This window comes from Streptomyces sp. NPDC043812 (assembly GCF_056436245.1).
This window is the reverse complement of the sequence record NZ_JBWKCY010000032.1, coordinates 49,814-73,462: the sequence shown is the minus strand read 5'-3', so window position 1 is coordinate 73,462 and position 23,649 is coordinate 49,814. Positions and strand designations below refer to the sequence as shown.

The window sequence follows — 23,649 nt, the reverse complement described above, 5'->3', positions numbered from 1 at the left end:
CTCCACCATGAGCGTTGTCACCAACACGACCACGATCGGCGCGATCGACGCACCGAGCCGGCGGAACACCGAGCTGATGCTGCTCGGGTTCGCCGTCATCATTCCGGTGTTCGCGTACATCAACGTGGGCCTCGCCATGGACGGCGAAGTGCCTGCGGGAGTTCTCGGATACGCACTTGGCATCGGCCTGCTCGCGGGCGTGGCACACCTCGTCGTGCGCAAGTTCGCCAAGTACGCAGACCCGCTGCTGCTGCCGCTGGCGGCGCTGCTGAACGGGCTCGGGCTGGTGATGATCTGGCGCCTGGACCAGTCGCCGCGGCTGATCCAGCGCATCGAGTCGAGATTCGGTGCGGGCACCTTCAGCCCCGACGCCCCCAAGCAGCTGATGTACTCCGCGATCGGCATCGCGCTGTTCGTCGCCGTGCTGATGCTGCTCAAGGACCACCGCATCCTGCAGCGCTACACCTACATCTCGATGGCGGTGGCGCTGGTCCTGCTGATCCTTCCGGTGTTCTTCCCCGCGGTGAACGGCGCGAAGATCTGGATCAGCCTCGGCCCGTTCTCCATCCAGCCCGGCGAGTTCGCGAAGATCATCATCGCGATCTTCTTCTCCGGCTATCTCATGGTGAAACGAGACGCCCTCGCACTCGCCAGTCGCCGCTTCATGGGGCTGTACCTGCCGCGCGGCCGTGACCTCGGTCCCATCCTCGTGGTCTGGGCAATGTCGATCCTGATCCTCGTCTTCGAGACCGACCTCGGCACCTCGCTGCTGTTCTTCGGCCTCTTCGTGATCATGCTGTACGTCGCCACCGAGCGCACCAGCTGGATCGTCTTCGGTCTGCTGATGTCCGCCGTCGGCGCGGTCGGCGTCGCCTCCTTCGAGCCGCACGTCCAGCAGCGGGTGGAGTTCTGGCTCAACCCCTTCGCCCAGACCACCTGGGAGCAGAGCGACCAGATCGGCCAGGCACTGATGTCCTTCGGCGCCGGCGGCACGCTCGGTACCGGCCTCGGACAGGGCGACTCCGACCTGATCGGCTTCGCCGCCAACTCCGACTTCATCCTCTCCACCTTCGGCGAGGAGTTCGGGCTCGCAGGCATGATGGCCTTCCTGCTGATCTACGGACTGATCGTGGAGCGCGGCGTGCGCACCGCCCTCGCCGCCCGCGACCCCTTCGGCAAGCTGCTCGCCATCGGCCTTTCCGGCGCCTTCGCGATCCAGGTCTTCGTCGTCGCCGGCGGTGTCATGGGTCTCATCCCGCTGACCGGTATGACGATGCCGTTCGTCGCGTACGGCGGCTCGTCCGTGCTCGCCAACTGGGCACTGATCGCCATCCTGATCCGGATCAGCGACACCGCGCGCCGTCCCGCGCCCGCGCCTGCCCCGTCCCCCGACGCCGAGATGACCCAGGTGGTCCGACCGTGAACAAGCCCCTGCGCCGGATCGCGATCTTCTGCGGACTGCTCGTCCTCGCCCTGCTGGTCCGCACCAACTGGCTCCAGTACCTCGAGGCCGACGATCTGAACGAGAACTCGAAGAACCGTCGTATCCAGATCGAGCGCTATGCCTACGAGCGCGGCAACATCATCGTCGACGGCAAGCCCATCACCGGCTCCGTCGAGACGAACGACACCGACTTCAAGTTCAAGCGGACCTACACCGACGGACCCATGTGGGCTCCCGTGACGGGCTACGCCTCCCAGGCCTACGACGCCAACCAGATCGAGAAGCTCGAGGACGGCATCCTCACCGGCAACTCCGATCAGCTCTTCTTCGACCGCACGATGGCGATGTTCACCGGCGACAAGAAGACCGGCGGCAATGTCGTCACCACTCTCAACGGCAAGGCCCAGAAGGCCGCTTACGAGGGTCTCGGCAACAAGAAGGGCGCCGTCGCCGCGATCGAGCCCAAGACCGGCAAGATCCTCGCGCTTGCCTCGACTCCCTCGTACGACCCCTCCTCGTTCGCCGGCTACTCCGGCAAGGACGAGAAGGCGTGGCTCTCGCTGGAGAAGGACAAGGACAAGCCGAAGCTCAACCGCGCGCTGCGCGAGACCTACCCGCCGGGCTCCACGTTCAAGGTCGTCACCGCGGCCGCCGCCCTGGAGCACGGCGCGGTCGACGACATCAACGCCGCGACGGACACCCCCGAGCCGTACATCCTGCCCAACACCACCACCAAGATGGTGAACCACGCCAACGGCTGCGAGAACGCCAGCCTGAACCAGGCGTTGGAGGTGTCCTGCAACTCCGTCTTCGCGAAGCTCGGTGACACGGTCACCCGCGACAAGATGGTGGAGACCGCGGAGAAGTTCGGCTTCAACAACGCCGAGGTCGACACCCCGGTGCGCGCCGCCGCCTCCGTCTACGACACGCAGATGGACCGGCCCGGCAACGCACTGTCGTCCATCGGCCAGTTCAACACGGCGACCACCCCCCTCCAGATGGCGATGGTCACCGCCGCGATCGCCAACGACGGCCGGCTGATGAAGCCGTACATGATCGACCAGCTGGTCTCCCCGAACCTGGACGTCATCCAGCAGAACGACCCGGAGGAGATGAGCCGGCCGCTCTCGGCGGAGAACGCCCAGCTGCTCCAGCAGATGATGGAGAACGTCGTCGAGGGCCCTCAGGGAACCGGCTCCAACGCGGCAATCGACGGGGTGACGGTCGGCGGCAAGACCGGTACCGCCCAGCACGGCGAGAACAACAGCAAGAACCCGTACGCGTGGTTCATCTCGTACGCCAAGGACGACAACGGGTCGCCCGTCGCCGTCGCCGTGGTGGTGGAGGACAGCGAGGCCCGCCGCGACGACATCTCCGGCGGCGGTCTCGCGGCGCCCATCGCCAAGTCCGTGATGCAGGCGGTGCTCGACGGGAAGTGACGAGGATCACTCCCGACCCGCATACCTGCACATTGCGATACCGGTCGGGTATCAGCTGAGGCTCCCGGGCGGATCAAGCACCACCTGCCCGGTAGCGTATGCGCGAACAGCACACCGCCGGACCACACACGGGTGCGGTCGGGACTGACGGAGAGGGCTGGAAGGTTATGGAAGAGCCGCGTCGCCTCGGCGGCCGGTATGAACTGGGCTCGGTGCTCGGCCGTGGTGGCATGGCCGAGGTCTACCTCGCCCACGACACCCGGCTCGGCCGCACCGTCGCCGTGAAGACGCTGCGGGCCGACCTCGCCCGCGACCCGTCCTTCCAGGCCCGGTTCCGCCGTGAGGCCCAGTCGGCCGCCTCGCTCAACCACCCGGCGATCGTCGCTGTCTACGACACCGGCGAGGACATGGTGTACGACAGCCCCTCCGGTGGCGGCGCGGGCGTCTCGATCCCGTACATCGTCATGGAGTACGTCGACGGTTCGACGCTGCGTGAGCTCCTGCACTCGGGCCGCAAGCTGCTGCCCGAGCGCACGCTGGAGATGACGATCGGCATCCTCCAGGCGCTGGAGTACTCCCACCGCAACGGCATCGTCCACCGCGACATCAAGCCGGCGAACGTCATGCTGACGCGCACCGGCCAGGTCAAGGTCATGGACTTCGGCATCGCCCGCGCCATGGGCGACTCGGGCATGACGATGACGCAGACCGCGGCCGTGATCGGCACCGCCCAGTACCTCTCCCCGGAGCAGGCGAAGGGTGAGCAGGTCGACGCCCGTTCCGACCTGTACTCCACCGGCTGCCTGCTGTACGAGCTGCTGACCGTGCGCCCGCCGTTCGTGGGCGACTCGCCGGTGGCCGTGGCCTACCAGCACGTGAGGGAAGAGCCGCAGCCGCCCAGCAACTTCGACCCCGAGATCACGCCCGAGATGGACGCGATCGTGTTGAAGGCCCTGGTCAAGGACCCGGACTACCGCTATCAGTCCGCCGACGAGATGCGTGCCGACATCGAGGCCTGCCTCGACGGCCAGCCCGTCGCGGCGACGGCGGCCATGGGCGCGGTCGGCTACGGCGGTTACGGCGCGGACGACCAGCCCACCACGGCGCTGCGCCAGGCCGATCCGGGCGGTCAGACGTCGATGCTCCCGCCGGTGAACCCCGACGACGGCGGTTTCGGTGGTTACGACGACCGCCCGGACCGCCGCCGCCAGAAGAAGTCGAACACGTCGACGATCCTGCTGGTGGTCGCGGGCATCCTGGTGCTTGTCGGCGCCGTGCTCATCGGCAGATCGATCTTCGTCAACGACGGCGGCGGCAGCAAGGTGCCCGTTCCGCAGCTGGTGGGCCAGACCCTCCAGGAGGCCCAGCGGGCCGCGCAGAACGCCAAGCTGCAGATCGCCGAGGGCACGCCTGCGCGCTGCGATCAGCCGAAGGGCAGCATCTGCAGCCAGAATCCCCAGAGCGGTCAGAAGGTCGCCGAGGGCGAGACGATCACTGTCGTCGTCTCGGAGGGCGCGCCCAAGGTCAAGGTCCCCGACGTGGTCGACCAGGACGTGGACCGGGCGAGGGAGACCCTCGAGGACGAGAAGTTCGACGTCGAGGTCAAGGAGGTCGAGTCCTCGGACGAGGACCCCGGCACCGTCCTCGAACAGGACCCCGCGGGCCGCTCCATGGCCGAGACCGGCAGCACGGTCACACTGACCGTGGCCAAGCAGGCCAAGCAGGACCTCCCGAGCGTGACCGGCAAGCTGTTCGACGAGGCCAAGAACCAGCTGGAGCTCCTCGAGTTCGAGGTGGAACGGGTCGACGTCGACAGCGACCAGCCGGTGAACACGGTCCTCTCGCAGGACCCGCAGCCCGGGAAGGTGGCCAAGGGCACGAAGGTCACCCTGCAGGTCTCCAAGGGCCCGGCGACCACCCAGGTCCCCGTACCCGCGGAGATCATCGGCAAGAGGGTTTCCGAGGCCCGCCAGATCCTGCAGCAGGCCGGGTTCACCAACATCCAGATCGCCCCGGGCAAGCCACAGGACGAGAACGCCATCGTCCTCGGCTCCAACCCCACTCCGGGCACTCCGGTCGACCCGGCGACGACGCCGATCGTCCTCGACACCTTCGGTGGCGGCGGCAACGGCGGGAACAACAACGGCGGCATCTTCGGAGGAGCCGACAGCGACTGACGTTCCTCATGGATCAGGGGAAAGCCCCCGCACCCCTTCCGGGGTGCGGGGGCTTTCCCCTGCGGTGAGTCCCTGCTGCTGAGAATCCCCTGCGCGGGGCGGGAGCCGCTCCGGCTACCGCAGCTCCGCGGGGGGCGTGCGCTGCGTGTCGACCTTCTCCGTGCGCTCCAGTTCGCCCCAGACGACGTACCGGTAGTCCGAGGTGTAGACCGGCGTGCACGTCGTCAGCGTGATGTAGCGGCCCGGCTTCTTCCTCCCCGACTCCTTCGGGACCGGCTGCAGCACGTCCACGTTGTACTTGGAGGTCTCGGGAAGCGTCTTGTAGACCTTGTAGACGTACCAGGTGTCCTTGGTCTCGAAGACGATCGCGTCGCCGTCCTTGAGCTTGTGGATGTTGTGGAACTTCGCACCGTGCCCGTCGCGGTGCGCGGCGAGGGTGAAGTTGCCCTTGTCGTCCCAGGGGAGCGCCGACTTGATCGGGTCGATGTAGTAACCGGCGATGCCGTCGTTGAGGGCCTTGGTGTTCGTGCCCTTCTTCACCAGCACGTCGCCCTCGCTCATGGCGGGCACGTGCAGGAAGCCGATGCCGTCCTTGGTGTCCAGCTTCCCGGGGCCGCTGCTGGCCCAGCCGTCGCGCATCCGGTCGCCCTGTTCCGAGGCTTCGCGGTCGGCGAGGACGTTCGTCCACCACAGCGAGTAGACGACAAAGAGCCCCAGCACCACGCCCGCGGTGATCAGCAGCTCCCCGAAGACACTGATGGCGCCGGCGATCCGGCCTCGTGCACGTGACACTGCACCTGTTCCCTGTCTTGACGTGTCTCAGCCGACGAGTGCGTCGGGTTTGCCCTTGCTGCGTGGCCGTTCCTCGACCATCTTGCCCCACACGATCATTCGATAGGTACTCGTGAATTCTGGCGTGCAGGTCGTCAACGTGATGTACCGGCCGGGTCCGGTGAACCCGGAACCCGGCGGGACGGCGCCGATCACGCTCACATTCGACGGCGAGGTCTGCGGAAGGATGCTCGCCATCTCATACGTGTAGTAGGTGTCCTGCGTCTCGATGACGATCGGATCGCCCCGCTCGAGGCGGTTGATGTAGCGGAACGGTTCGCCGTGGGTGTTGCGGTGGCCGGCGACCGCAAAGTTGCCCTGCCTGTCCTCGGGCATCGCGGTCTTGAGCTTTCCCTCGCCGTAGTGGCCCACCATTCCGCGGTCCAGCACCTCGGTCTTGCTGATGCCCTCGGCGACGGGCACGACCACGTCCAGCTTGGGGATGTACATGATGGCGAAGCCCTGACCGGGCTCGAACGCGTCGGGCTTGCGCCCGTTCGCCCAGTCGTCCTGGATCTTGTTCGCCGCCCGGTCCGCCTGCTGCCCGGCCAGCACGTTCGTCCACCACAGCTGGTAAGTGACGAACAGCAGCATCAACACACCGAAGGTGATGAACAGTTCGCCGATCGCTCGGCTCGCGATGACCGCCGGGCTGTCCTTCGCGGCACGTGCGGCCCGACGGGCCTCGACGCGCGAGAGCGGTTTGGCGGGCTCCGCCGACGTCTCCGAGGTTGCCGGCCCGCGCCTTCGCCCGCGGCCCTTCGCGGCCCTTCGGCGCTCCGCACGGCCGGGCCCCGCGGGAACTTCCGCGGCGCGACGCGTCTCGGAGGTGCGCAGTGCGACCGTCTCGTCGTCGGGCACGAGCACGGTCCCGGACACCCTCGTGCGCTCCGGGTCCGGTTCGCCGGCCTGCGCGGGGACGGGAGCGGGGCCCCGCTCCCGCGCAGGCGGCTCCGGCTCGGCGAACTGCTGCACGGCAGCGTCCTGAGGGGAGGGCTCGGCGGGCGGACCGCCGTACCAGTCCTGGCGGTATCCCTCGCGGTCGTACCAGTCCTCGGGCTCCGGCGCGGCCGTCGGCGCGTAGGGCTGCTCCAGCGCCTCCTCGGCCGCAGGAACGTTCGGCGCCCTGAACCAGGGCGAGGCGTGCTCCCCCGGCGGCAGCGGGTCCGTCAGCGGGTCGTAGGGCTGTTCGTCGCCGTAGCCGTACTGCTGCCCGTACTCCTGCTCGTGCTCGTGCCCGGGGCGCACGGCACTCACGCCAGAGCCTTGCCCACCACCGGTGCGAGTCCTGCCGAACGACCCACCGCACCGATGTCGCCGCACTGCTCGAGCCAGTTGGCAAGCATCAGGTGGCCGTGCTCGGTCAGGACCGACTCGGGGTGGAACTGCACACCCTCGACCGGCAGTTCGCGATGCCGGAGGCCCATGATGATGCCGTCGGCCGTGCGGGCGGTCACTTCCAGCTCGTCGGGCAGGACCGCGGGCTCGGCGGCCAGCGAGTGGTAGCGCGTCGCCGTGAACGGCGAGGGGATCCCGGCGAAAACGCCCTTGCCCCCGTGGGTGACCGGCGACGTCTTGCCGTGCAGCAACTCGGGCGCCCGGTCGACCACGCCGCCGTACGCCACCGCCATCGACTGCATGCCCAGGCAGACACCGAAGACGGGCACGCCCGTCGCGGCGCAGTGGCGCACCATCTCGATGCACACACCGGCCTGTTCGGGCGCGCCGGGGCCGGGGGAGAGCAGTACACCGTCGAAGCCGTCCTGGGCATGCTCCAGGGACACCTCGTCGTTGCGCACCACTTCGCACTCGGCGCCGAGTTGGTAGAGGTACTGGACGAGGTTGAAGACGAAGCTGTCGTAGTTGTCGACGACGAGAATGCGGGCGCTCACTGGGCCGCACCTCCCTCTCCGTCGACCGTCACGTCGTTGAACGGAAGCAGTGGCTCCGCCCACGGGAAGACGTACTGGAACAGCACGTAGACGACCGCAAGGATCAGCACGAGCGAGAAGACCGCCCGCACCCATGCGTTCCCCGGCAGATGCCGCCAGATCCAGCCGTACATGCCGTCCCTTTCCGTTCGGTACGGGACCAGAGTAAGGGGCGGGGAGGACTGGTGGGTCAGCTGTGGAAAGCTCGCGGTCTGCCGTCCGTCACAGGCTGTGTGGCGTCGAGATACGCCCAGGCCACCAGCCGGTGGCTGCTGCCCCATTCCGGCTCGCACGTGGTCAGCGTCAGATAGCGGCCCGGCCCGTCGAACGGGGCGGCTCCCGCGCCGAACGGTCGCGGCACGGGCGCGATGACACCGACGTCGGAGGGAACCGTGCGGTAGGGGGTCTTCGCGATGCGGTACGTGAACCATGTCGTACCGTCCGTCAGCACCACGGGGTCTCCGGCGCGCAGCCGGGGGAAGTCCTTGAACGGGTCCCCGTAGGTGCGCCGGTGGCCCGCGACCGCGAAGTTTCCCCGCCCGCCGAGCGCCGCGGTGCCAGCGTAGTGCCCGAGGCCCTTCTTGAGGATGCCGGTGCCCGTGCCCTCGATGACGGGCCAGTCCCAGCTTCCGCCGAACCGCGGGATGTACATCACGGCGAACGGCTTCCCGGCCTCGTACGTCTTCGGGGCGGGAGCCCCGGGGCGCTCGGGGCCGGGCGTGGCCACCGGTGTCTCGGCCCAGCTGTCCCGCAGCCGGTCGATCTGGCCGTCCGTGGCGGTGTCCGCCTTGATGCCCGTCCAGAACAGTACGTAGGCGACGAACAGCACGATCACGGTGCCTGCGGTGATGCACAGTTCGCTGAAGGTCCTGACGACCAGTCGCACCGTCACGGGCTCCCCCAGGCTCCTCCGACCGGGCCGCGCCCGGCGGGTGGCCGAGTGCTACTCGACGGGCTTCGCGTAGTGGAGATCCACTGTGCCCGAGTAACCGGGAAGAGTCACCTTGTCGGCCTCGTCCACTTTCCAGCCGAGCCCGTATGCCTCCACGTACAGCTGGTAGTTCTGGACAGCGGGCGACTCGGCGAGCGCCTTCTTGAGGGCGGTCTGGTCACCCACCGCAGTGATCTTGTAGGGCGGTGAGTAGACGCGTCCCTGCAGGATCAGCGTGTTTCCCACGCACCGCACGGCGCTGGTGGAGATCAGCCGCTGGTCCATCACCTGGATGCCCTCGGCACCGCCCTGCCACAGCGCGTTGACCACGGCCTGCAGGTCCTGCTGGTGGATGACCAGGTCGTTGGCCTGCGGCTCGGGGTAGCCGGGGGCGGCCTGTGCGTTCGGCGGGGCGTCGTTGAGCGTGACGCTCACCGCGCGGCCGGACAGCTTCTGGGTGCCCGCGGCCTTCTCCAGCGCCTTGAGCTTGGCGTCCTCGGCCTCGGTGGAGCCGTCGTCGCGCTGGGCGAGGGCGTCGACGTCGTCCCGTACGGAAGCGGTGGATTCCTCGAGATCGCCGTTGTCGGCGCTCCGCTGTCTGATCAGGTCCGAGAGCTTCAGCATGGAGGCGTCGGTGCGCAGATCAGTACCCTTGGCGGTATTGAAACTTGTCACGAAGATCACGCCCGCAAGGGCGAAAACGGCAGCCGTGAGCAGCCGGACCGGCCGCCATTCGGTGCGGCGGCCCGGCCTTTCGGAGGAGTCGGCAGAATTGCTCAACGTACCCTTATCTCCTTCGGCCCCGCGGAAGCACTACGCTAACGGACGCCCGGGGGAGGCAGTGGTCCCCCTCGCGCCCACCCCGGCGCCAGCCACAGTTATCTGCGCGGTCACGCAGCGCATCGACAGGAGAGTCCCTCGTGCCGAAGTCACGTATCCGCAAGAAGGCCGACTTCACGCCGCCGCCGGCCACGAAGCAGGCCGCGAACATCAAGCTCACCAACCGCAGCTGGGTGGCCCCGGTGATGCTCGCGCTGTTCCTCATCGGACTGGCGTGGATCGTCCTCTTCTACGTCACCGAGGGCACCCTGCCGGTCAAGAGCTTCGGCAATCTGAACATCGTCGTCGGCTTCGGCTTCATCGCCGCGGGCTTCGGCGTCTCCACCCAGTGGAAGTAGCCGCTGCGCGCTCGGCTCGTCAAGCCCTGCCCCAAGGTTATCCACATGGTTGTCCACAGCAGGGGAAAAGGTCTGACGATCTGTGGATAACTCTCCGGATGTTGACGCCGATGTGACTGCTTCCGCCACACCGGTGAAGCGATACGCCCCTCGCCCCGACAGGGAATCCCCTGGTCAGCGGCGAGGGGCACGCTTGTTTCCCACTGCATGCACAAGATCCGCCACACGCTGTGGACAACTTTGGGGAAAGGTGTGGCCCCGGGTCACGCGAGCGCGAGAGTGCGCGCCACCACGATGCCGACGGTGACCAGCAGGACCAGCGCGCAGGTGCCGAACTGCACCAGGCTCCGCCGCTTGCCCAGCGGGGCGTGGACGAGGCCGTAGGCGATGGCAGCGCCGGCGACGAGCCCGCCGACGTGGGCCTGCCAGGCAATGCCGGACCAGAAGAACGTGATCACCAGATTGATCGCGAGGAGCGCGACGACAGGCCGCATGTCGTAGCGCATCCGTCGCACCAGGACGACGGTGGCACCGAGCAGCCCGAAGATGGCGCCGGAGGCCCCGAGAGATCCCTCGCTCGGCCCGGCGAGCAGATAGGTCAGGGCACTGCCCGCCAGCCCGGAGATCAGATACAGCGCCAGGTAGCGAGCGCGGCCGAGAGCTTGCTCGAGCGGTCCGCCCAGCCACCACAGGCCCAGCATGTTGAACGCGATGTGCCACACCTCCTGGTGGAGGAACATCGAGGTCACAAGGCGGTACCACTCGCCCTGGGCGACGCCTTCGTGGGGCAGGAAGGGCGCCGGGGGCCACTCGCCGACGAGGACCATCGCGTTCAGCAGGCGCTCGTTCATGGCCGCCACGACGAACACCACGAGGTTGATCGCCACGAGGATCTTCGTGACCAGCCGCGGATCCGCCGCCACCGTCCCGCCCGCGATCGTCCGCGGTCGGCTCGCGCCCGGTGCGTGCCCCGTGCCGGATCCGGTCCGGACACACTCCGGGCAGTGGAAGCCGACCGAAGCGCTGACCATGCAGTCCGTGCAGATCGGGCGGTCGCAGCGGGTGCAGCGGATACCCGTCTCACGGTCCGGGTGCCGATAGCAGCCGGGCAGGCCGTGAGTGTCCTGCGGCTCCTGTGGACTGCCTGGCGCCTGGTCCATGAGGTCCCCTCGTCCTTCCGGGGTCGCGCGACATCGCCCCGTCAATCCTTACGGACGGACGGGGCGAAAAGGTTCCCGTACAAGAATCCCGCGGGCGATCAGCCCTGGCGCTTCTCGACGACGACCGATTCGATGACGACGTCGCTGAGGGGACGGTCGGTGCGCGGGTTGGTCTGCGTACCGGCGATGGCGTCCACGACCTTCCTGCCGGCGTCGCTGGACACCTCGCCGAAGATGGTGTGCTTACGGGTCAGCCAGGCGGTCGGCGACACGGTGATGAAGAACTGCGAGCCGTTGGTGCCCGGGCCGGCGTTGGCCATGGCCAGCAGGTACGGCTTGTCGAAGGCCAGCTCCGGGTGGAACTCGTCCTCGAACTCGTACCCGGGACCGCCGGTGCCGTTGCCCAGCGGGTCACCGCCCTGGATCATGAAGCCGCTGATCACGCGGTGGAAGACCGTACCGTCGTACAGCTTGTCGGTGGACTTCTTGCCGGTCGCCGGGTTCGTCCACTCGCGCTCGCCGGTCGCGAGGTCCACGAAGTTCTTGACCGTCTTGGGGGCGTGGTTCGGCAGAAGCCGGATCTCGATGTCGCCCTGGTTGGTCTTGAGGGTGGCGTAAAGCTGCTCGGCCACGATGTGCCTTCCGTAAGTCTTCTCTGACGTCCCCAGATCCTTGCACGGAAGGGCCAGGCGCACAGAAAAGCAGCCGGGCAGTCGTCGCACCGGAGCACTTTGGACCGAACAGTGGCATTGTCGTGCACAAGCTCCCGACATGACCCGGATGCCAGCCCCACATGCCGAGGCGGCTCTCAACAGGCATGATTTTCAATCGGGTGGAAAGGCGAAACTCTGCCTAACTGGGGATAAACCCCGGTCCACCAGAACGCCACCGAGGAGGAGGATCCCGTGACCCGCATGGACAGCGTGCGCGCCGCGACCGGTACGGCGAAGGACAGTGTTCAGCACGCCGCGGAAGTGGTGGCGCCCTACGCCGGCACGGCCAAGGACCATGCCGCACTCTATGCGCGCGAAGCCCGCGTCAAGCTCGCGCCGAAAGTCTCCAAGGCCGCTGCTCAGGCCCGTGTTCAGTACGGCGTGCACGTGGCGCCGCACGTTCCGCCGAAGGTCGATGATGCCGCACATCGTGCGGTGGTACAGACCCGGAAGGTTGCTCGTCAGGCCGCTGACTACACCGTCCCGCGCGTCGAACACGCGGTGGCCGTCACCCAGCCCGTCCGGGACGAGGCTGCGGCCCGTTCGGCTGCCACGCTGGCCGCGCTGCGCGGACAGGTGACGGCGAAGGACATCCAGAAGCTGGTGAGGAAGCACGAGCGGCGTTGCAGGGCCGGACGCGTCGTCAAGGGTGTCGCCATCCTCGGCGCGCTGGCCGGCGGAGCTTTCGCCGCGTGGAAGTGGTGGGACAAGCAGGCGAACCCCGACTGGCTGGTGGAACCGCCCGCTGCCACGGAGGTCTCCGACCGTGACCCGCTGTCGTCCGTGGACGGCACTTCCAAGTCGGAACTCGATCCCGAGGTCCAGGTGAAGCAGGACGAGGCGGAGGCTCGGGACCGCGACGAGGGTCGCTGACCGAATTCCGTCCTCATGGGCGGTGGCGCCGGGAGAAACGGACGCTCCCGGCGCTTCACGCTGCCACGGCGTAGGCCGACCGGACGGGCGCCTCGACGGGGCGCGCCACGCGCGCCGTGCGGTCGATGCCCTCGGAGCGGGCGGCGGTGCCGGCGGCCGTGGAGGGCGACGAGGCAGCGGGAACGGCGACGGGTGCAGCTTCCTCGGTCGTGCCGTCCGCGTCGGCATCGGCTTCCAGCGCCGGCAAGTGCCGGGTGGACGGCGAGGCGCCGTGTGCCTCGGCACCGATGCGCTGTTTCATCGTGGGCGGCAGTGACCGGTCCCGTGCCGCAGGCAGCCAGCCGGTACTCGCCCGCCTGCTCTGCGGCGGAACGGTCGTGCAGGCGGCACCCGCACGGGCCTTCGCCGGCTCGTCGGGCGTCTGCACGGTCGGCTGCGACACGGCAGCGGCAGTAGTGGCGGTGGTGAGCCCCACCGAGGCAAGCAGTGCAAAGAACGCGGTGATGAACGCGGTCCACAGATTCCTGACCTTGAAGGCGGCCATGACCCCTCGCTTTCGGGTTGAGCGCTTTACATACCTTCCTCATGATGTGTACGCATCCCGAGGAGTGTGGGAGCGACGCCGTGTCCGCGCAGTTCTTCGGATGAACACCACCCGGATGGTCCACTCCGAGCGGCGAGAACCCCGGTTTGCGTGGGTGCCCAGATGCCGCTCAGGCGTCCACACCACCTCTCCCGACGACGAATGTGCAGGTCGGAGCCGGATGCGCGCCTTCGTCCCGCCGCTCTCCCGCGGCGACGAGGGGGCCTGCGCGACGGGTAAGTCCCCTTCCGGCCCAACGCGTGCGGTGCACGTGGGGCCGAGGGCCCGATTCGACAGCTCTGCATCATCCGGCTACGGGGGGTGGGGGAGTTCTTTGCGATCGCATTACGATCACCTCATCGCCGCGTACGTCGCCGACCAGGCGCACCGGTCGAAATCGGGGAGAAGAAAAACTGACCGTCAACGAACTGTCCGTCTTGGGGATCTCCGCGCTCGAAGAGTCGATCTACCGGCATTTTCTGCGCAACCCCGGCACACCCGCCGATGAGATCCACCTCCTCTTCCACACCACGGTCGACGCCGCCACCGCGGCCACCGACCGCCTCTGTGAACTGCGGCTGCTGCGGGCGGAAGAGGAGGAGGGCGGCCAGAATCTGTCGCCGGCCGACCCGGAGACCGCGGTCGACCAGCTGACCGACCTACGGCTGCGCGAACTGCACCTTCAGCTCCAAGCCGTCACCCAGGCACGCCACTTGACCACGTCGCTGCGTGCCGAACAGGGCGTGCAGTCGCTCTCCCCGCAGAGTGTCGAGCGGATGGAGAGCATCCCGCAGATCCGGAACCGGCTCGACGACCTCGCCTTCTTCGCACGCGAAGAGGTGCTGTCCGTCGACCCGTACACCGCACTGACGGCGGACAGCATTGCGCATTCGCGCCCGCTGGACCTGCGCTGTCTGCGCTGCGGTCTGCGCATCCGGAACATCGTGATCAAGGAAGCGCTCAACGACCCGCCCACGTTGGCCTATCTGCGCGAGATAGCCGCACATGGTGCGGAGGTCCGGGTCACGGAGGAGGTGACGGAGCGCATCATCGTCTTCGACCGGCGTACGGCGCTCGTCCCGCTGGACCCCTCCGACACGTCGCGGGGAGCACTGATGGCCCGGGAGACCGGGCTCGTCGCCAACATCCTGGCGCTCTTCGAGAAGATCTGGGACCAGTCGCAGAGCCTGGCCGACCTCACCGAGCCGACGGACTCCACCACCGGAGGACTCTCCGAGACGGAGCGCCTCGTCCTGGAGTCCATGTGCCGGGTCGAGAAGGACGAGATCGGCGCCCGCGAACTGGAGATCTCGGTGCGGACCTACCGGAGGCACATCGCCGACCTGCTGCGCATCCTCGGTGCGGGCAGCCGTGCGCAGGCCGCGTTCACTGCATGGCAAACGAATCAGTGCACCCCCCACACGGCACCGGTGACGGCCCGCAGGGCACCTCCTCCCGCAGGAGTCCCTGGTGGTACTACCCCGGGCTCGGAGCATCGCTCGCTGTCGCCTTCGTCTGCATCGACATCGGCGGCAGTCTCGTACCGGCCGGTCCGATCGCCGGAGCCGTACTCGCCCCTCTCCTGCTGACCTGGCTGGCGTCCCGAAGCCGGGGAGCCGCCTCCACGACAGCCCTTTCGGCGACCGGTTCGCGCAGTGCCTACGGCCTGTACCTCGTCCTGCTCGGCGTGGTCACGGCTGTATGTTGACGAGTGCCAGGTCGGTCCGGCCGAACAGGCCGTCCATGCTGAGGTGCTGCCTCGCACCTGCGGGGTGGGAGCTGCGCAGGGGGAGCCGAGATCAGTGACCGAGTAGGCGTCGTTCTGCGCGTCCCAGTCGAGGATGCCGAATTGCACCAGGTGACGCAGGAGCATGTCGAGCAGCTCGGGCCGGGTGTCCGTCAGTTCCGCCAGGCGGGCGGTGTCGGTGGCGCCGGAGTCGATGTGGTCGGCCAGGCGCAGGGTGGCCGCGGTGCGGATGGCTGCGGGGCGCAGGATGTCGGCCATCTGCATGAGTTCCTGGGCGCGATCCTGGGCGGTCGGAAGGGTGTCTTCCTCGGCGGTGCCCGTTGCGCGTTCCGCGGTGGTGGCAGACATGACGTTGGTGCCTTTCTCGCCCGGTGGGCGGATCGTGCCGGTGAGGGGGTGCCGGGCGGGGCCGGGCGGGTACCGCCGCTGGTGCGGCGGTACCGCGCCCGGACGCCCGGCTGGTTCCGCCCGCTCAGCAGCCGTCCTTGTACGTCTTGACCGTGAGCTGGCTGCCCAGCCAGGAGATGGTCGCCGCGGCGCAGGCCGGCGTGGATGCCGGAGCGTCCGTCGCCGCGTCGGCGCCGAGCTCACCGGCCTCGCTATAGGTGTCGTAACCGGCGACGAGCTCGCTGATGGCGGCCGTCTTCTCGAGGTCGGCTGTCATCTTGCTGCAACAACTGGTGCAGCATTGTGCAGCGCCGAAAAGGGCGTGCCGGGAACCATCAGGCAGTCCCCGGGGAGCACCTCAGTGACACCCCCTGTCGAGCCGTGCGGAGGGGCTCGTGACGGGCGCGCGCAGGCGGCGCCTGATACGAAAAATGCCCTCCGATCGCGTTTCCGCAGATCGGAGGGCATGTACGAAGTGGAGCCTAGGGGAGTCGAACCCCTGACATCTGCCATGCAAAGACAGCGCTCTACCAACTGAGCTAAGGCCCCGGAAGGGTTGGTTGCGACCGCGCCCGAACGCTCCTCGGCCACCACCGGGCACCAGAGTACCGGGTCACCCCCATGATCCTGCAAAAGGATTGGGACCATCTATGGGACTCCCGGTCCGCGACCACGCTCCGTAAGATGCACGACAAGGTTCGCAGCAGCGAAGCCGCTTGGGGAAGCGATGGGGAGACGCAATGGACGCAGCGCAGCAGGAGACGACCGCAAGAGCCCGCGAACTGCAGCGCAGCTGGTACGGCGAGCCCCTCGGCGCGCTCTTCCGCCGGCTCATCGACGACCTGGGACTCAACCAGGCTCGACTGGCGGGCGTCCTCGGTCTTTCCGCTCCGATGCTCTCCCAGCTGATGAGCGGCCAGCGCGCCAAGATCGGCAACCCCGCGGTGGTCCAGCGCGTCCAGGCGCTCCAGGAACTGTCGAGCCAAGTGGCGGACGGCAGCGTGAGCGCCGTGGAGGCCACCGACCGGATGGAAGAGATCAAGAAGTCGCAGGGCGGCTCCGTTCTCACCGGCACCAGCCAGTCCACCGGCACGTCGGGAGCACCGACCGTGCGCCGTGTGGTCAGGGAGATCCAGTCGCTGCTGCGGTCGGTCTCGGCAGCGGGCGACATCATCGATGCGGCGGACTCCCTCGCCCCGACCCACCCGGAACTGGCAGAGTTCCTCCGGGTGTACGGGGCCGGGCGTACCGCCGATGCGGTCGCCCACTACGAGTCGCACCAGAGCTGAGCGAGGCGGACGCCTCCACGAGGGAACCAGGAGCGGGCACAGCACCATGGGTGAGGTCTTCGCTGGTCGGTACGAACTGATCGACCCGATCGGACGCGGCGGTGTGGGCGCCGTCTGGCGCGCCTGGGACCACCGGCGCCGCCGCTATGTGGCGGCGAAGGTCCTGCAGCAGAGCGATGCCCACACTCTGCTGCGCTTCGTGCGCGAGCAGGCCCTGCGCATCGATCACCCGCATGTCCTCGCCCCGGCCAGCTGGGCCGCGGACGACGACAAGGTGCTCTTCACCATGGACCTGGTGAGCGGCGGGTCGCTGGCCCATGTCATCGGCGACTACGGTCCGCTGCCCCCGCGCTTCGTGTGCACCCTCCTCGATCAGCTGCTGTCCGGACTGGCCGCGGTGCATGCGGAGGGGGTCGTGCACCGCGACATCAAGCCGGCCAACATCCTCATGGAGGCCACGGGGACGGGCCGCCCACATCTGCGGGTCTCCGACTTCGGCATCTCCATGCGCAAGGGTGAGCCCCGGCTGACCGAGACCAACTATGTGGTGGGCACGCCCGGTTACTTCGCACCCGAGCAGATGATGGGTGCGGAGCCCGACTTCACCGCCGACCTGTTCGCAGTCGGCCTCGTCGGGCTGTATCTCCTCGAGGGGAAGAAGCCCGACTCCCAGGCGCTGATCGAACACTTCGCCCACTACGGCACCCCGGGCGCCCCCCAGGGCATTCCCGAACCGCTGTGGCAGGTGCTCGCCGGCCTGCTGCAGCCCGACCCCCAGGCCCGCTTCCGCACCGCCACGGGCGCGCGCAAGGCGCTCACCACCGCCGTCGAGATGCTGCCCGAGCCGGGTCCCGACGACGAGCCTGTCGAGATCTTCGATCAACTCGGCCCGCTGCCTGCCGGATTCGGACCGGCCGGTCCCGAGGCGGCCGCGGGGCCGCCACGGCAGAACGCGCCCGCGGCTCCCGATGCCGCGCAGCCAGCCGCCTCCTCGGAGACGGGCAGCTTCCATCTGGCCCCGCCCCCTCAGCAGCCGTCGGCACAGCATCCGTACACGCCGCAGCCGACCACTCCTCCCCCCATGCCCCTCCAGTCGGAGTCCACGCCGGCCCCGACGCCCGTCCCCGGTGCCGCACCTGCGCATAGCGCCTCCCCCCATCTCGCGCCGGCAGCCGATCAGAGCCCCCAGGCCCCGACCGCTCCGGTGCAGTACGCACAGCCTTCTACTCGTGCTTACACCGCTCAGGGCCCGCAGGTTCCCCACCCCGGGGCTCAGATTTCCGGAGCACCCGATCCGGCCGCTCTCGGCCCCCTGGGCGCCGCAGCCGCGCCGTCGGCCACATCCGCGCCCGCTCCCGCGGCGCCCGCGACGACCGCACGAAAGAAGCCGGGACCGCCCCCGAAGGTCGCGGTCCCGGTCCTGATCGTCGCTCTGCTGTGCTTCGCCGTGGGTATCTGGGCGATGGTCCAGGCCTGAGGCCCGCCCCGGCGCTCCCCGCCGCCCTGGCCTACTGGCCGGGCGGCGGACCGTACTGCCCGTACCCGTACCCCTGGCCGGGCTGTCCCTGAGCCTGCTGCCCCTGCACGGGCGGATAGCCGTAGCCGGGCGCAGGCCCGTTCCCGTACGCCGCTGCCGCGTCCTGTGGATGGCCGCCCTGTGCGTACGCCGTCGGGGTGCCCTGTGCCTGCCCCTGTGCGGGGACCGCGACCGGCTCCCCCTGTGTACCGCTGCCCCGACGTGCCAGCAGCGTCCACGCACCGAGCCCGAGCACCAGCACGGTGCCGGCGCCGATGCCCGCGGCGGCAACCAGCGTCATCGTGTCGCTCTTCGCCGCCGCGTCGGCGGACTTGCCGCTGTCGGCCGCCTCCTGGTCGTCATCGGTGACCTGGAAATCGCCCGCGGATCCGTCGTACGCCGGACCGGACGTGGCCTCACCCTTGACGTTGATGCGCAGCCCCAGGGGAATCGGCTTGTCGCCGAACGCCTCGGCCATCTCCGGGCTGAGCGTCACCGACACGTAGTACCAGCCCGCGAACCGCACGGCAGTGACAGCACTGTCGGAGTCGTAGCGGTTCTCGTACTTCACCGGGGGCAGCGGGTCGAGCGCGAGGGTCTTCTGCTTCCCGTCGTAGTACACGCCGGACGCGCTGTCGACGAGCCCTCGCGCCGGGTTGTGCAGGGCGAGGGCCAGCGCGTTGCCGACACTCGCGAACTCGTCGCCCGACGTGCTGTTGCCGAGATCGGCGCTGACGAACAGCTGCTGTCCCCAGTCGACCGGCACCCGGTAGAAGAGTGTCTGTCCGGGCTTGATCTCGTCCTGCCACTCACCCTGCTTGAGGCTCGTCGCCTCGTGGAAGCTGGTGCCTCCCGCCCGCTTCTGGGGCCCGCCGCCCGGTGCCGCGGGGGAGGCCGACGGCCAGTTCTCCGGGGCCGTGGTGGGTGCGGCCTCCTTCAGTCCCGGCTCGGAGACGTAACGGATCTCCACGTCCCACGGCTCGGGTGACGAGGTCGCCGCGCTCGTCCGCTCCAGCAGCACGTAATAGGCGTCCGCCTCCTGGCAGCTGGAGCGGTCCTTGTCGATCCGCCGGCTCGCGTAATCGGCGACCGGCCGGGCATACGTCGCCGAGCCGAACGAGGCCTCGCCGTCGCTGCACTCCGTGCCCGAGCGGTCCTCGATGCTGACCGAGAGCTTGTCCGCGTACTCGACCTTGGTCGCCAGTTTCGGGACGGCAACCGCGGAGACGTACGCGTTGGACCTGGCATCCAGGTCGAGGCGGTAGTACCGCTTCTCGCCCGGCTTGATCGTGTCCTTGTAGGTCGATCCGGCGGTGAGCTCGGGACCGTTGCTGTTGACAGCCGTGCCCTGGACCGCCTTGGCCTCGCTGTCGAACGCGTAGGGGTTGGGCTCACCCGCCGCCCACGCCTGCCCCGGCAGCGCCGCCACGGCGCACATCGCCGCCATCGCGGCCAGCGTCACCCGGCCCTTGCCGCGCTGCCTGTTCACGCGCTTCTCCCTGTGGTCGATGAGTCCGACGAGCCCGTCGTCGTAGTCGCCGCGTAGCCGGACGGGCCGGTGGCGGCCGCGGTCCTGCGCCTCAGCAGCACCAGCACCAAGGCTGCGATCAGCACCGCACCGCCGCCCACGGCCGCGGCGAGCGCGACGCCGGACCATCCTGCCCCGCCGGCGGGTGCGCTGTCTGCGCGCGCGGGGGAATCACCCCTCTTGTCCGCCCGATCGCCCGCACTGCCCGCCGCGACGGGAGCGTCGTGCTGCGGTCCGGCAAGCTTCTCGCCGAGGACGGCGACCCGCAGCACCAGACCGATCTGCGGGTTCTCGGCGATCTCGGCCGCCCTCGCGCCGAGCGTGACGGCGATGTAGAAGCCACCGGTGGTGTGCACGGGAACGACCGTCGCATTGGACTCGTGACGGTTGGTCCAGGCGACCGGCACCGTGCCCATCTCCAGTACCGCAGGGCGGCCGTTGTAGAGCGTTCGAGGGCTGAACTCCCCGGTGCCGCCCCCGACCGGTGACCGGGCAGGAGTGAACACCTGGGTGGCGCCGTACGACCACACCGAAGACGAGCCGTTCAATGTGGGCTCGTTGGCGAACTCCACGTCGTACCGCAGCTGCTGCCCCCAGCCGACCGGAACTCTGTACCAGAGGGTCTGCGAGGGGAGGACCGTGTCCCGCCACACGCCCTGTCCGAGTTCCGCGGCGTCGTTGAACCCGGTGCCGCCGCGCACATCCTGGGGATCGCCGGTCGGCAGGGCGGCGTTCTTGTCACCCTGCCCGTACTCCGGCTGCGACTCGGCCGGCGTCACACCGGCCGCAAGCGGCTTCTCGACGCCGTACGTCAGCTCCAGCGGCCAGCGCGCCGCGTCCGAGCCCGCTTTGCTCTCACGCTCCACCACGAACCAGTAGCGGCCCGCCTCGTCGCAGCCGCCCGATCCCTCCGGGCCGGGGATCCTGGCGACGGCCGAGGTCAGTGGTGTCGCGCCTTCCTTCTGGAAGAAGTGCTCGGTGCTGCTCTCGCAGGCACTGTCGGCGCCGTACGCGATCCGGGTCCGCAGCGCGTCGAGAGTGTCGACCGCGGCTCCCGGCTGCGGCACGGCCGTCGCGGAGAAGTCCACCGTGGACGTGGCGTCGAGATCGACGGCGTAGAAACGCTTCTCGCCGGGACCGATCGTGTCCAGGTACTGACCGGGGGTCAGCCCTGGCGCGGCGTCGCGCGTCGGCGTGCCACGAACCTGCTCGCCGCTGAAGCGGTAGCCGTCCGCCGAGAGCTGGGCCGACCTCTGCAGCTGCCTGGCCAGCGCATCGGCATCAGGTGCGTCGTAGTAACGCCCGTTGCCCGCCTCGGCGATGCACTCCAGCTGCTTGCGTGCCGACCCGCGCACCTGAAAACCGACGGTGTCGATCCGCAGTCCCACACCTTCCTTGGCGAGCTGCTCGGCCACCTGACAGGGCTGCGGCGTACCGCAGTTGTCCTCGCCGTCCGAGATCAACAGGATCGTGCGGGTGCCGATGGCGCCGTCCGCGGGCTTCGGCAGGTCCTGTGCGGCCTTTTGAAGCGACAGGCCGATGGGCGTGTCGCCCTTGGGCTCCACGGCCTGCACGGCCCGCTTCAGCCCGGCACGGTCGAGCGGCTGCACGGGCCGCACCGCTCGTGTGTCCGTACAGCCCGCGGTCCGGTCCGCGCCGTAGACGCGCAGACCGGTCGGGTGTCCGTCGGGGAGCGCGTCGACGACGGTGCCCACTGCCGCACGGGCCGACTCCATCCGTGTGCTGCCCGCACCGTCGTCGTCCGCCATCGAGCCGGAGGAGTCGAGAACCATCACCAATCCGGTGTCACCGGTCGCCCGCGCCGCCCCGGCCCCGTTCCCGGGGTGCCCCGCCTGCTCGGCCGCACTCGCCGACGGCAGCGCCCCCGCCGCCAGTGCGAGCAGTGCCGCACCGATCGTCACCGCGTTCGCACGGCGGTTGTGTCGTGCTGTCACCTCGGTCCCCCTCCTGAATCCCCGAATCCCGAAGTTTGCTCTCGCAAGCTAGTGATTTGCGGAGGTGAACTCAAGTGGATTGCGTCACGGTCCCGAAACAGCCCGCATCCGAGTACCTGTGGAGACGGCCGTCACAGCCCTCCGGACCCGCCCCCGGACAGCAAGAAGCCCCGGCCGCTTCCGCGACCGGGGCTTCTGATCCAAAGACGCTGCGTCTCACACACCCGAACCTGCGGGCACGGAGTCGGTAGCCTCCGTCCACAGATCCTGCTCGGCGCGATCCGCCTGGATCTGGCGGTACACGAGGAGCCCGCCGATGGCGGCCAGTGCGACCAGGAGAAGCTTCTTCACCGCGCGACCTCGTCTTTCCTTGACGTATGAGGACTTCTGGCGCCCGACTATACACACCGACCGATACCGATCGGTGACCTATGCACCCCGCGCGGACGCAGGTGACCGAGACCAACTCCTGGGCAGCAGAATGCGATCGGCCCGGACGGAGAGATTCCGTCCGGGGCCCGGTCGGCCGGCGCCGCTACGCCGGCGGATGCAGCCGGTTCACCGGCCTCGGTGATCGTTGGTGATCGGCCGTAACCACCGGTGATCCCCGCTGTTGGTCTCAGGCACTGATGTCAGCGAGACCCGCTGTGCTTGGCGCTTTCGGCTCGGTCCCGCCTTCACCTTGCTCGTGCGCGACTGGTCGAGTGGGTGAACGCCACCGGCTGCCCGGCCCGGGGAAGTCGGCGGCGCGTCGCCGGACGCGGTGATGCCCCCCTTCTGCGCTCCAGCCTCCTGCGGGCTCGCGGGCACAGCAGTCGACGGTCCGTGACCGGATGACAGCGGGCGATACGGCTCCCTCGGCCCGCCGAGCCTCATTCGCCTGGGCGCGGGCCTGCCGCGCGGCCCTGGCGGCCGGCCCGAGGGCCCTCGCGGGGCTCAGGCCTTTGTCGCGGCGGTCCGCTTCGCGCGCTTGCTCCTCGTGGCGGTGCCGCTCCGCGCAGGCTTGGCGGGCGCAGTCTTCCGTCTCTTCGCGGCCACCTCTGTACCTGCCACCGCCTGCGACGAGGCGTTCCGGGGCGATCCGGTCGGCCACTTGAACTCGAGCTCCAGCTCGATCTCCCCGTCACCGACCTCGACCTCTATCTCGGTGCGAAGGTCGTCGGGGATCCGCAGGCTCAGCGTCCCGGGGCCGATTTCCAGTTCGGTATCGCCACCTTCCCTCAGCGCGTCGGCGAGCATCGTGAGCTGATCGGCCGCCTCGAGGCGGGACATCGAGCGCTTCTGCTCAAACTTGAGGTCCGTCACGGCGGTCTCCGATCGACAGAAACAGTGGATACCACTAATTCTGGGGCAATTCACCGGTTCGGACATCCTCATGGCCCGGTGGAGACCCCGGAGCGGCCGACGACCTGACCGAACACCGGTCTCCCCTTAGCCAACGGCCGATGCCGGCCCACGATCACGAGCGCCCCACCATGATCGGCGAGAGGGCTGGGTCTTTCGTCCATCAGGCCGGATCAGCGAGCGTCCGCACCAGGGCACGCGAACCCAGCCTGATCCAAACGAGAGGGCATAGGGGTGCCGATGAGCGAAGGCCCAGGTGAACCACGCCACGCCGAGCACACAGATCACAAGCCCCGCGAGAAGGATCCAGCGCACAAAGGCCCAATCCGGCTTCCCGCGCTCGAAGGGGTCTTCGTCGTCGCTGCTGTCGGACCAACCGTGATCCGTCATGGCTCCCCCGGCACGGCCCTGAATCCACTCATCGGCTGATGTCAGCCATGGACGCCGAAGACCCCCAACCGTGATCGGTTGGGGGTCTTCGAACTGGTGGGGCTAACAGGATTTGAACCTGTGGCCTCATCCTTATCAGGGATGCGCTCTAACCAACTGAGCTATAGCCCCGCCGCGCTGCGCGCTGACCTCTGAAGATTAGCGCACACGCGGTGCAGCGCCAAAATCGGAAT

At 68.7% G+C, this 23,649-nt stretch carries 22 protein-coding genes, 2 tRNA genes and 1 pseudogene; 8 read left to right on the top strand and 17 right to left on the bottom strand.

Going from position 1 to position 23,649, the window contains the following annotated elements:
* The first annotated feature begins 7 nt into the window (after positions 1 to 7).
* The 3 genes from AC067Z_RS33450 to pknB all read left to right on the top strand — a co-directional run bounded on the left by AC067Z_RS33450 (position 8) and on the right by pknB (position 5,060).
* Positions 8 to 1,423, top strand: a complete 1,416-nt coding sequence (locus AC067Z_RS33450) for an FtsW/RodA/SpoVE family cell cycle protein (RefSeq protein WP_478793412.1) — start codon at positions 8 to 10, stop codon at positions 1,421 to 1,423.
* Complete coding sequence (locus AC067Z_RS33445) at positions 1,420 to 2,883, top strand: peptidoglycan D,D-transpeptidase FtsI family protein (protein WP_478793411.1); 1,464 nt, start codon at positions 1,420 to 1,422, stop codon at positions 2,881 to 2,883. The genes AC067Z_RS33450 and AC067Z_RS33445 overlap by 4 nt, the downstream gene beginning before the upstream one ends.
* Positions 2,884 to 3,050: 167 nt before the next feature.
* Entirely contained in the window at positions 3,051 to 5,060 is a 2,010-nt protein-coding gene (gene pknB / locus AC067Z_RS33440) for a Stk1 family PASTA domain-containing Ser/Thr kinase (RefSeq protein WP_478793410.1), read from the top strand.
* A 114-nt stretch (positions 5,061 to 5,174) separates the two neighbouring features.
* On the opposite strand, the gene AC067Z_RS33435 is transcribed toward pknB, so the two are convergent.
* Genes AC067Z_RS33435 through AC067Z_RS33410 form a run of 6 tightly spaced genes read right to left on the bottom strand, consistent with a single transcriptional unit; the run spans position 5,175 to position 9,533 of the window.
* On the bottom strand, positions 5,175 to 5,852 hold the full coding sequence (locus AC067Z_RS33435) for a class E sortase (protein WP_478793409.1): 678 nt from the start codon (positions 5,850 to 5,852) through the stop codon (positions 5,175 to 5,177).
* A 27-nt stretch (positions 5,853 to 5,879) separates the two neighbouring features.
* The gene (locus tag AC067Z_RS33430; RefSeq protein WP_478793408.1) at positions 5,880 to 7,148 is read right to left on the bottom strand and encodes a class E sortase; all 1,269 of its coding nucleotides are present in this window, start codon (positions 7,146 to 7,148) and stop codon (positions 5,880 to 5,882) included.
* A complete protein-coding gene (locus tag AC067Z_RS33425) occupies positions 7,145 to 7,783 on the bottom strand; it encodes an aminodeoxychorismate/anthranilate synthase component II (protein WP_478793407.1) in 639 nt (212 codons plus the stop codon). Before AC067Z_RS33425 ends, AC067Z_RS33430 begins: the two co-directional genes overlap by 4 nt.
* Positions 7,780 to 7,956, bottom strand: a complete 177-nt coding sequence (locus tag AC067Z_RS33420; protein ID WP_478793406.1) for a hypothetical protein — start codon at positions 7,954 to 7,956, stop codon at positions 7,780 to 7,782. Before AC067Z_RS33420 ends, AC067Z_RS33425 begins: the two co-directional genes overlap by 4 nt.
* A 56-nt stretch (positions 7,957 to 8,012) precedes the next feature.
* The gene (locus AC067Z_RS33415) at positions 8,013 to 8,714 is read right to left on the bottom strand and encodes a class E sortase (RefSeq protein ID WP_478793405.1); all 702 of its coding nucleotides are present in this window, start codon (positions 8,712 to 8,714) and stop codon (positions 8,013 to 8,015) included.
* Between the two features lie 51 nt (positions 8,715 to 8,765).
* Positions 8,766 to 9,533 carry a DUF881 domain-containing protein gene (locus AC067Z_RS33410; protein ID WP_478793404.1) on the bottom strand — a complete coding sequence of 256 codons (768 nt, stop codon included), beginning with the start codon at positions 9,531 to 9,533 and terminating at the stop codon, positions 8,766 to 8,768.
* Between the two features lie 140 nt (positions 9,534 to 9,673).
* On the opposite strand from AC067Z_RS33410, the gene crgA reads away from it, so the two are divergent.
* Positions 9,674 to 9,931 (top strand): cell division protein CrgA, encoded by a 258-nt coding sequence (gene crgA, locus AC067Z_RS33405; protein WP_478793403.1) that lies wholly within the window; start codon positions 9,674 to 9,676, stop codon positions 9,929 to 9,931.
* Positions 9,932 to 10,194: 263 nt separating this feature from the next.
* Here crgA and AC067Z_RS33400 read toward each other — a convergent pair whose 3' ends face one another.
* Both AC067Z_RS33400 and AC067Z_RS33395 read right to left on the bottom strand, forming a co-directional pair.
* The gene (locus tag AC067Z_RS33400) at positions 10,195 to 11,091 is read right to left on the bottom strand and encodes a rhomboid family intramembrane serine protease (RefSeq protein WP_478793402.1); all 897 of its coding nucleotides are present in this window, start codon (positions 11,089 to 11,091) and stop codon (positions 10,195 to 10,197) included.
* A 98-nt stretch (positions 11,092 to 11,189) separates the two neighbouring features.
* The gene (locus tag AC067Z_RS33395; protein WP_478793401.1) at positions 11,190 to 11,723 is read right to left on the bottom strand and encodes a peptidylprolyl isomerase; all 534 of its coding nucleotides are present in this window, start codon (positions 11,721 to 11,723) and stop codon (positions 11,190 to 11,192) included.
* A gap of 273 nt (positions 11,724 to 11,996) precedes the next feature.
* Here AC067Z_RS33395 and AC067Z_RS33390 point away from each other — a divergent pair, with 273 nt between their 5' ends.
* Positions 11,997 to 12,677 (top strand): DUF5324 family protein, encoded by a 681-nt coding sequence (locus tag AC067Z_RS33390; protein ID WP_478793400.1) that lies wholly within the window; start codon positions 11,997 to 11,999, stop codon positions 12,675 to 12,677.
* Positions 12,678 to 12,732: 55 nt separating this feature from the next.
* On the opposite strand, the gene AC067Z_RS33385 is transcribed toward AC067Z_RS33390, so the two are convergent.
* Positions 12,733 to 13,221, bottom strand: coding sequence for a DUF6344 domain-containing protein (locus tag AC067Z_RS33385; RefSeq protein WP_478793399.1), 489 nt, complete (start codon positions 13,219 to 13,221; stop codon positions 12,733 to 12,735).
* A gap of 452 nt (positions 13,222 to 13,673) precedes the next feature.
* On the opposite strand from AC067Z_RS33385, the pseudogene AC067Z_RS33380 reads away from it, so the two are divergent.
* Positions 13,674 to 14,654, top strand: a pseudogene (locus AC067Z_RS33380) (helix-turn-helix transcriptional regulator); the annotation flags it as partial.
* An 11-nt stretch (positions 14,655 to 14,665) separates the two neighbouring features.
* Here AC067Z_RS33380 and AC067Z_RS33375 read toward each other — a convergent pair.
* The 3 genes from AC067Z_RS33375 to AC067Z_RS33365 all read right to left on the bottom strand — a co-directional run bounded on the left by AC067Z_RS33375 (position 14,666) and on the right by AC067Z_RS33365 (position 15,943).
* Positions 14,666 to 15,265: a methyltransferase family protein gene (locus AC067Z_RS33375; protein WP_478793420.1), complete on the bottom strand. Its 600-nt coding sequence runs from the start codon at positions 15,263 to 15,265 to the stop codon at positions 14,666 to 14,668.
* Positions 15,266 to 15,479: 214 nt separating this feature from the next.
* The gene (locus tag AC067Z_RS33370) at positions 15,480 to 15,671 is read right to left on the bottom strand and encodes an LxmA leader domain family RiPP (protein ID WP_478793398.1); all 192 of its coding nucleotides are present in this window, start codon (positions 15,669 to 15,671) and stop codon (positions 15,480 to 15,482) included.
* Positions 15,672 to 15,870: 199 nt separating this feature from the next.
* Positions 15,871 to 15,943, bottom strand: a tRNA-Ala gene (locus tag AC067Z_RS33365).
* 191 nt (positions 15,944 to 16,134) lie between these two features.
* On the opposite strand from AC067Z_RS33365, the gene AC067Z_RS33360 reads away from it, so the two are divergent.
* Entirely contained in the window at positions 16,135 to 16,683 is a 549-nt protein-coding gene (locus tag AC067Z_RS33360) for a helix-turn-helix domain-containing protein (protein WP_478793397.1), read from the top strand.
* A gap of 46 nt (positions 16,684 to 16,729) precedes the next feature.
* Positions 16,730 to 18,160 carry a serine/threonine-protein kinase gene (locus AC067Z_RS33355; protein ID WP_478793396.1) on the top strand — a complete coding sequence of 477 codons (1,431 nt, stop codon included), beginning with the start codon at positions 16,730 to 16,732 and terminating at the stop codon, positions 18,158 to 18,160.
* Positions 18,161 to 18,191: 31 nt separating this feature from the next.
* On the opposite strand, the gene AC067Z_RS33350 is transcribed toward AC067Z_RS33355, so the two are convergent.
* The 5 genes from AC067Z_RS33350 to AC067Z_RS33330 form a co-directional block, all read right to left on the bottom strand.
* On the bottom strand, positions 18,192 to 19,688 hold the full coding sequence (locus AC067Z_RS33350; RefSeq protein ID WP_478793395.1) for a hypothetical protein: 1,497 nt from the start codon (positions 19,686 to 19,688) through the stop codon (positions 18,192 to 18,194).
* Positions 19,685 to 21,682: a vWA domain-containing protein gene (locus AC067Z_RS33345; protein WP_478793394.1), complete on the bottom strand. Its 1,998-nt coding sequence runs from the start codon at positions 21,680 to 21,682 to the stop codon at positions 19,685 to 19,687. The genes AC067Z_RS33350 and AC067Z_RS33345 overlap by 4 nt, the downstream gene beginning before the upstream one ends.
* A gap of 216 nt (positions 21,683 to 21,898) precedes the next feature.
* On the bottom strand, positions 21,899 to 22,033 hold the full coding sequence (locus AC067Z_RS33340; protein ID WP_003958712.1) for a DLW-39 family protein: 135 nt from the start codon (positions 22,031 to 22,033) through the stop codon (positions 21,899 to 21,901).
* Positions 22,034 to 22,618: 585 nt separating this feature from the next.
* The gene (locus tag AC067Z_RS33335) at positions 22,619 to 22,987 is read right to left on the bottom strand and encodes an amphi-Trp domain-containing protein (RefSeq protein WP_478793393.1); all 369 of its coding nucleotides are present in this window, start codon (positions 22,985 to 22,987) and stop codon (positions 22,619 to 22,621) included.
* Positions 22,988 to 23,510: 523 nt separating this feature from the next.
* Positions 23,511 to 23,587 (bottom strand) — tRNA-Ile (locus tag AC067Z_RS33330).
* Positions 23,588 to 23,649: the final 62 nt, after the last annotated feature.

Excerpts from the sequence above, each read along its gene's own strand:
- AC067Z_RS33450 (WP_478793412.1), top strand. The coding sequence starts at position 8 with ATGAGCGTTGTCACCAACACGACCACGATCGGCGCGATCGACGCACCG.
- pknB (WP_478793410.1), top strand. The coding sequence starts at position 3,051 with ATGGAAGAGCCGCGTCGCCTCGGCGGCCGGTATGAACTGGGCTCGGTG.
- AC067Z_RS33420 (WP_478793406.1), bottom strand. The coding sequence starts at position 7,956 with ATGTACGGCTGGATCTGGCGGCATCTGCCGGGGAACGCATGGGTGCGG.
- AC067Z_RS33400 (WP_478793402.1), bottom strand. The coding sequence starts at position 11,091 with ATGGACCAGGCGCCAGGCAGTCCACAGGAGCCGCAGGACACTCACGGC.
- AC067Z_RS33385 (WP_478793399.1), bottom strand. The coding sequence starts at position 13,221 with ATGGCCGCCTTCAAGGTCAGGAATCTGTGGACCGCGTTCATCACCGCG.
- AC067Z_RS33375 (WP_478793420.1), bottom strand. The coding sequence starts at position 15,265 with ATGGCCGACATCCTGCGCCCCGCAGCCATCCGCACCGCGGCCACCCTG.
- AC067Z_RS33370 (WP_478793398.1), bottom strand. The coding sequence starts at position 15,671 with ATGACAGCCGACCTCGAGAAGACGGCCGCCATCAGCGAGCTCGTCGCC.
- AC067Z_RS33360 (WP_478793397.1), top strand. The coding sequence starts at position 16,135 with ATGGACGCAGCGCAGCAGGAGACGACCGCAAGAGCCCGCGAACTGCAG.
- AC067Z_RS33355 (WP_478793396.1), top strand. The coding sequence starts at position 16,730 with ATGGGTGAGGTCTTCGCTGGTCGGTACGAACTGATCGACCCGATCGGA.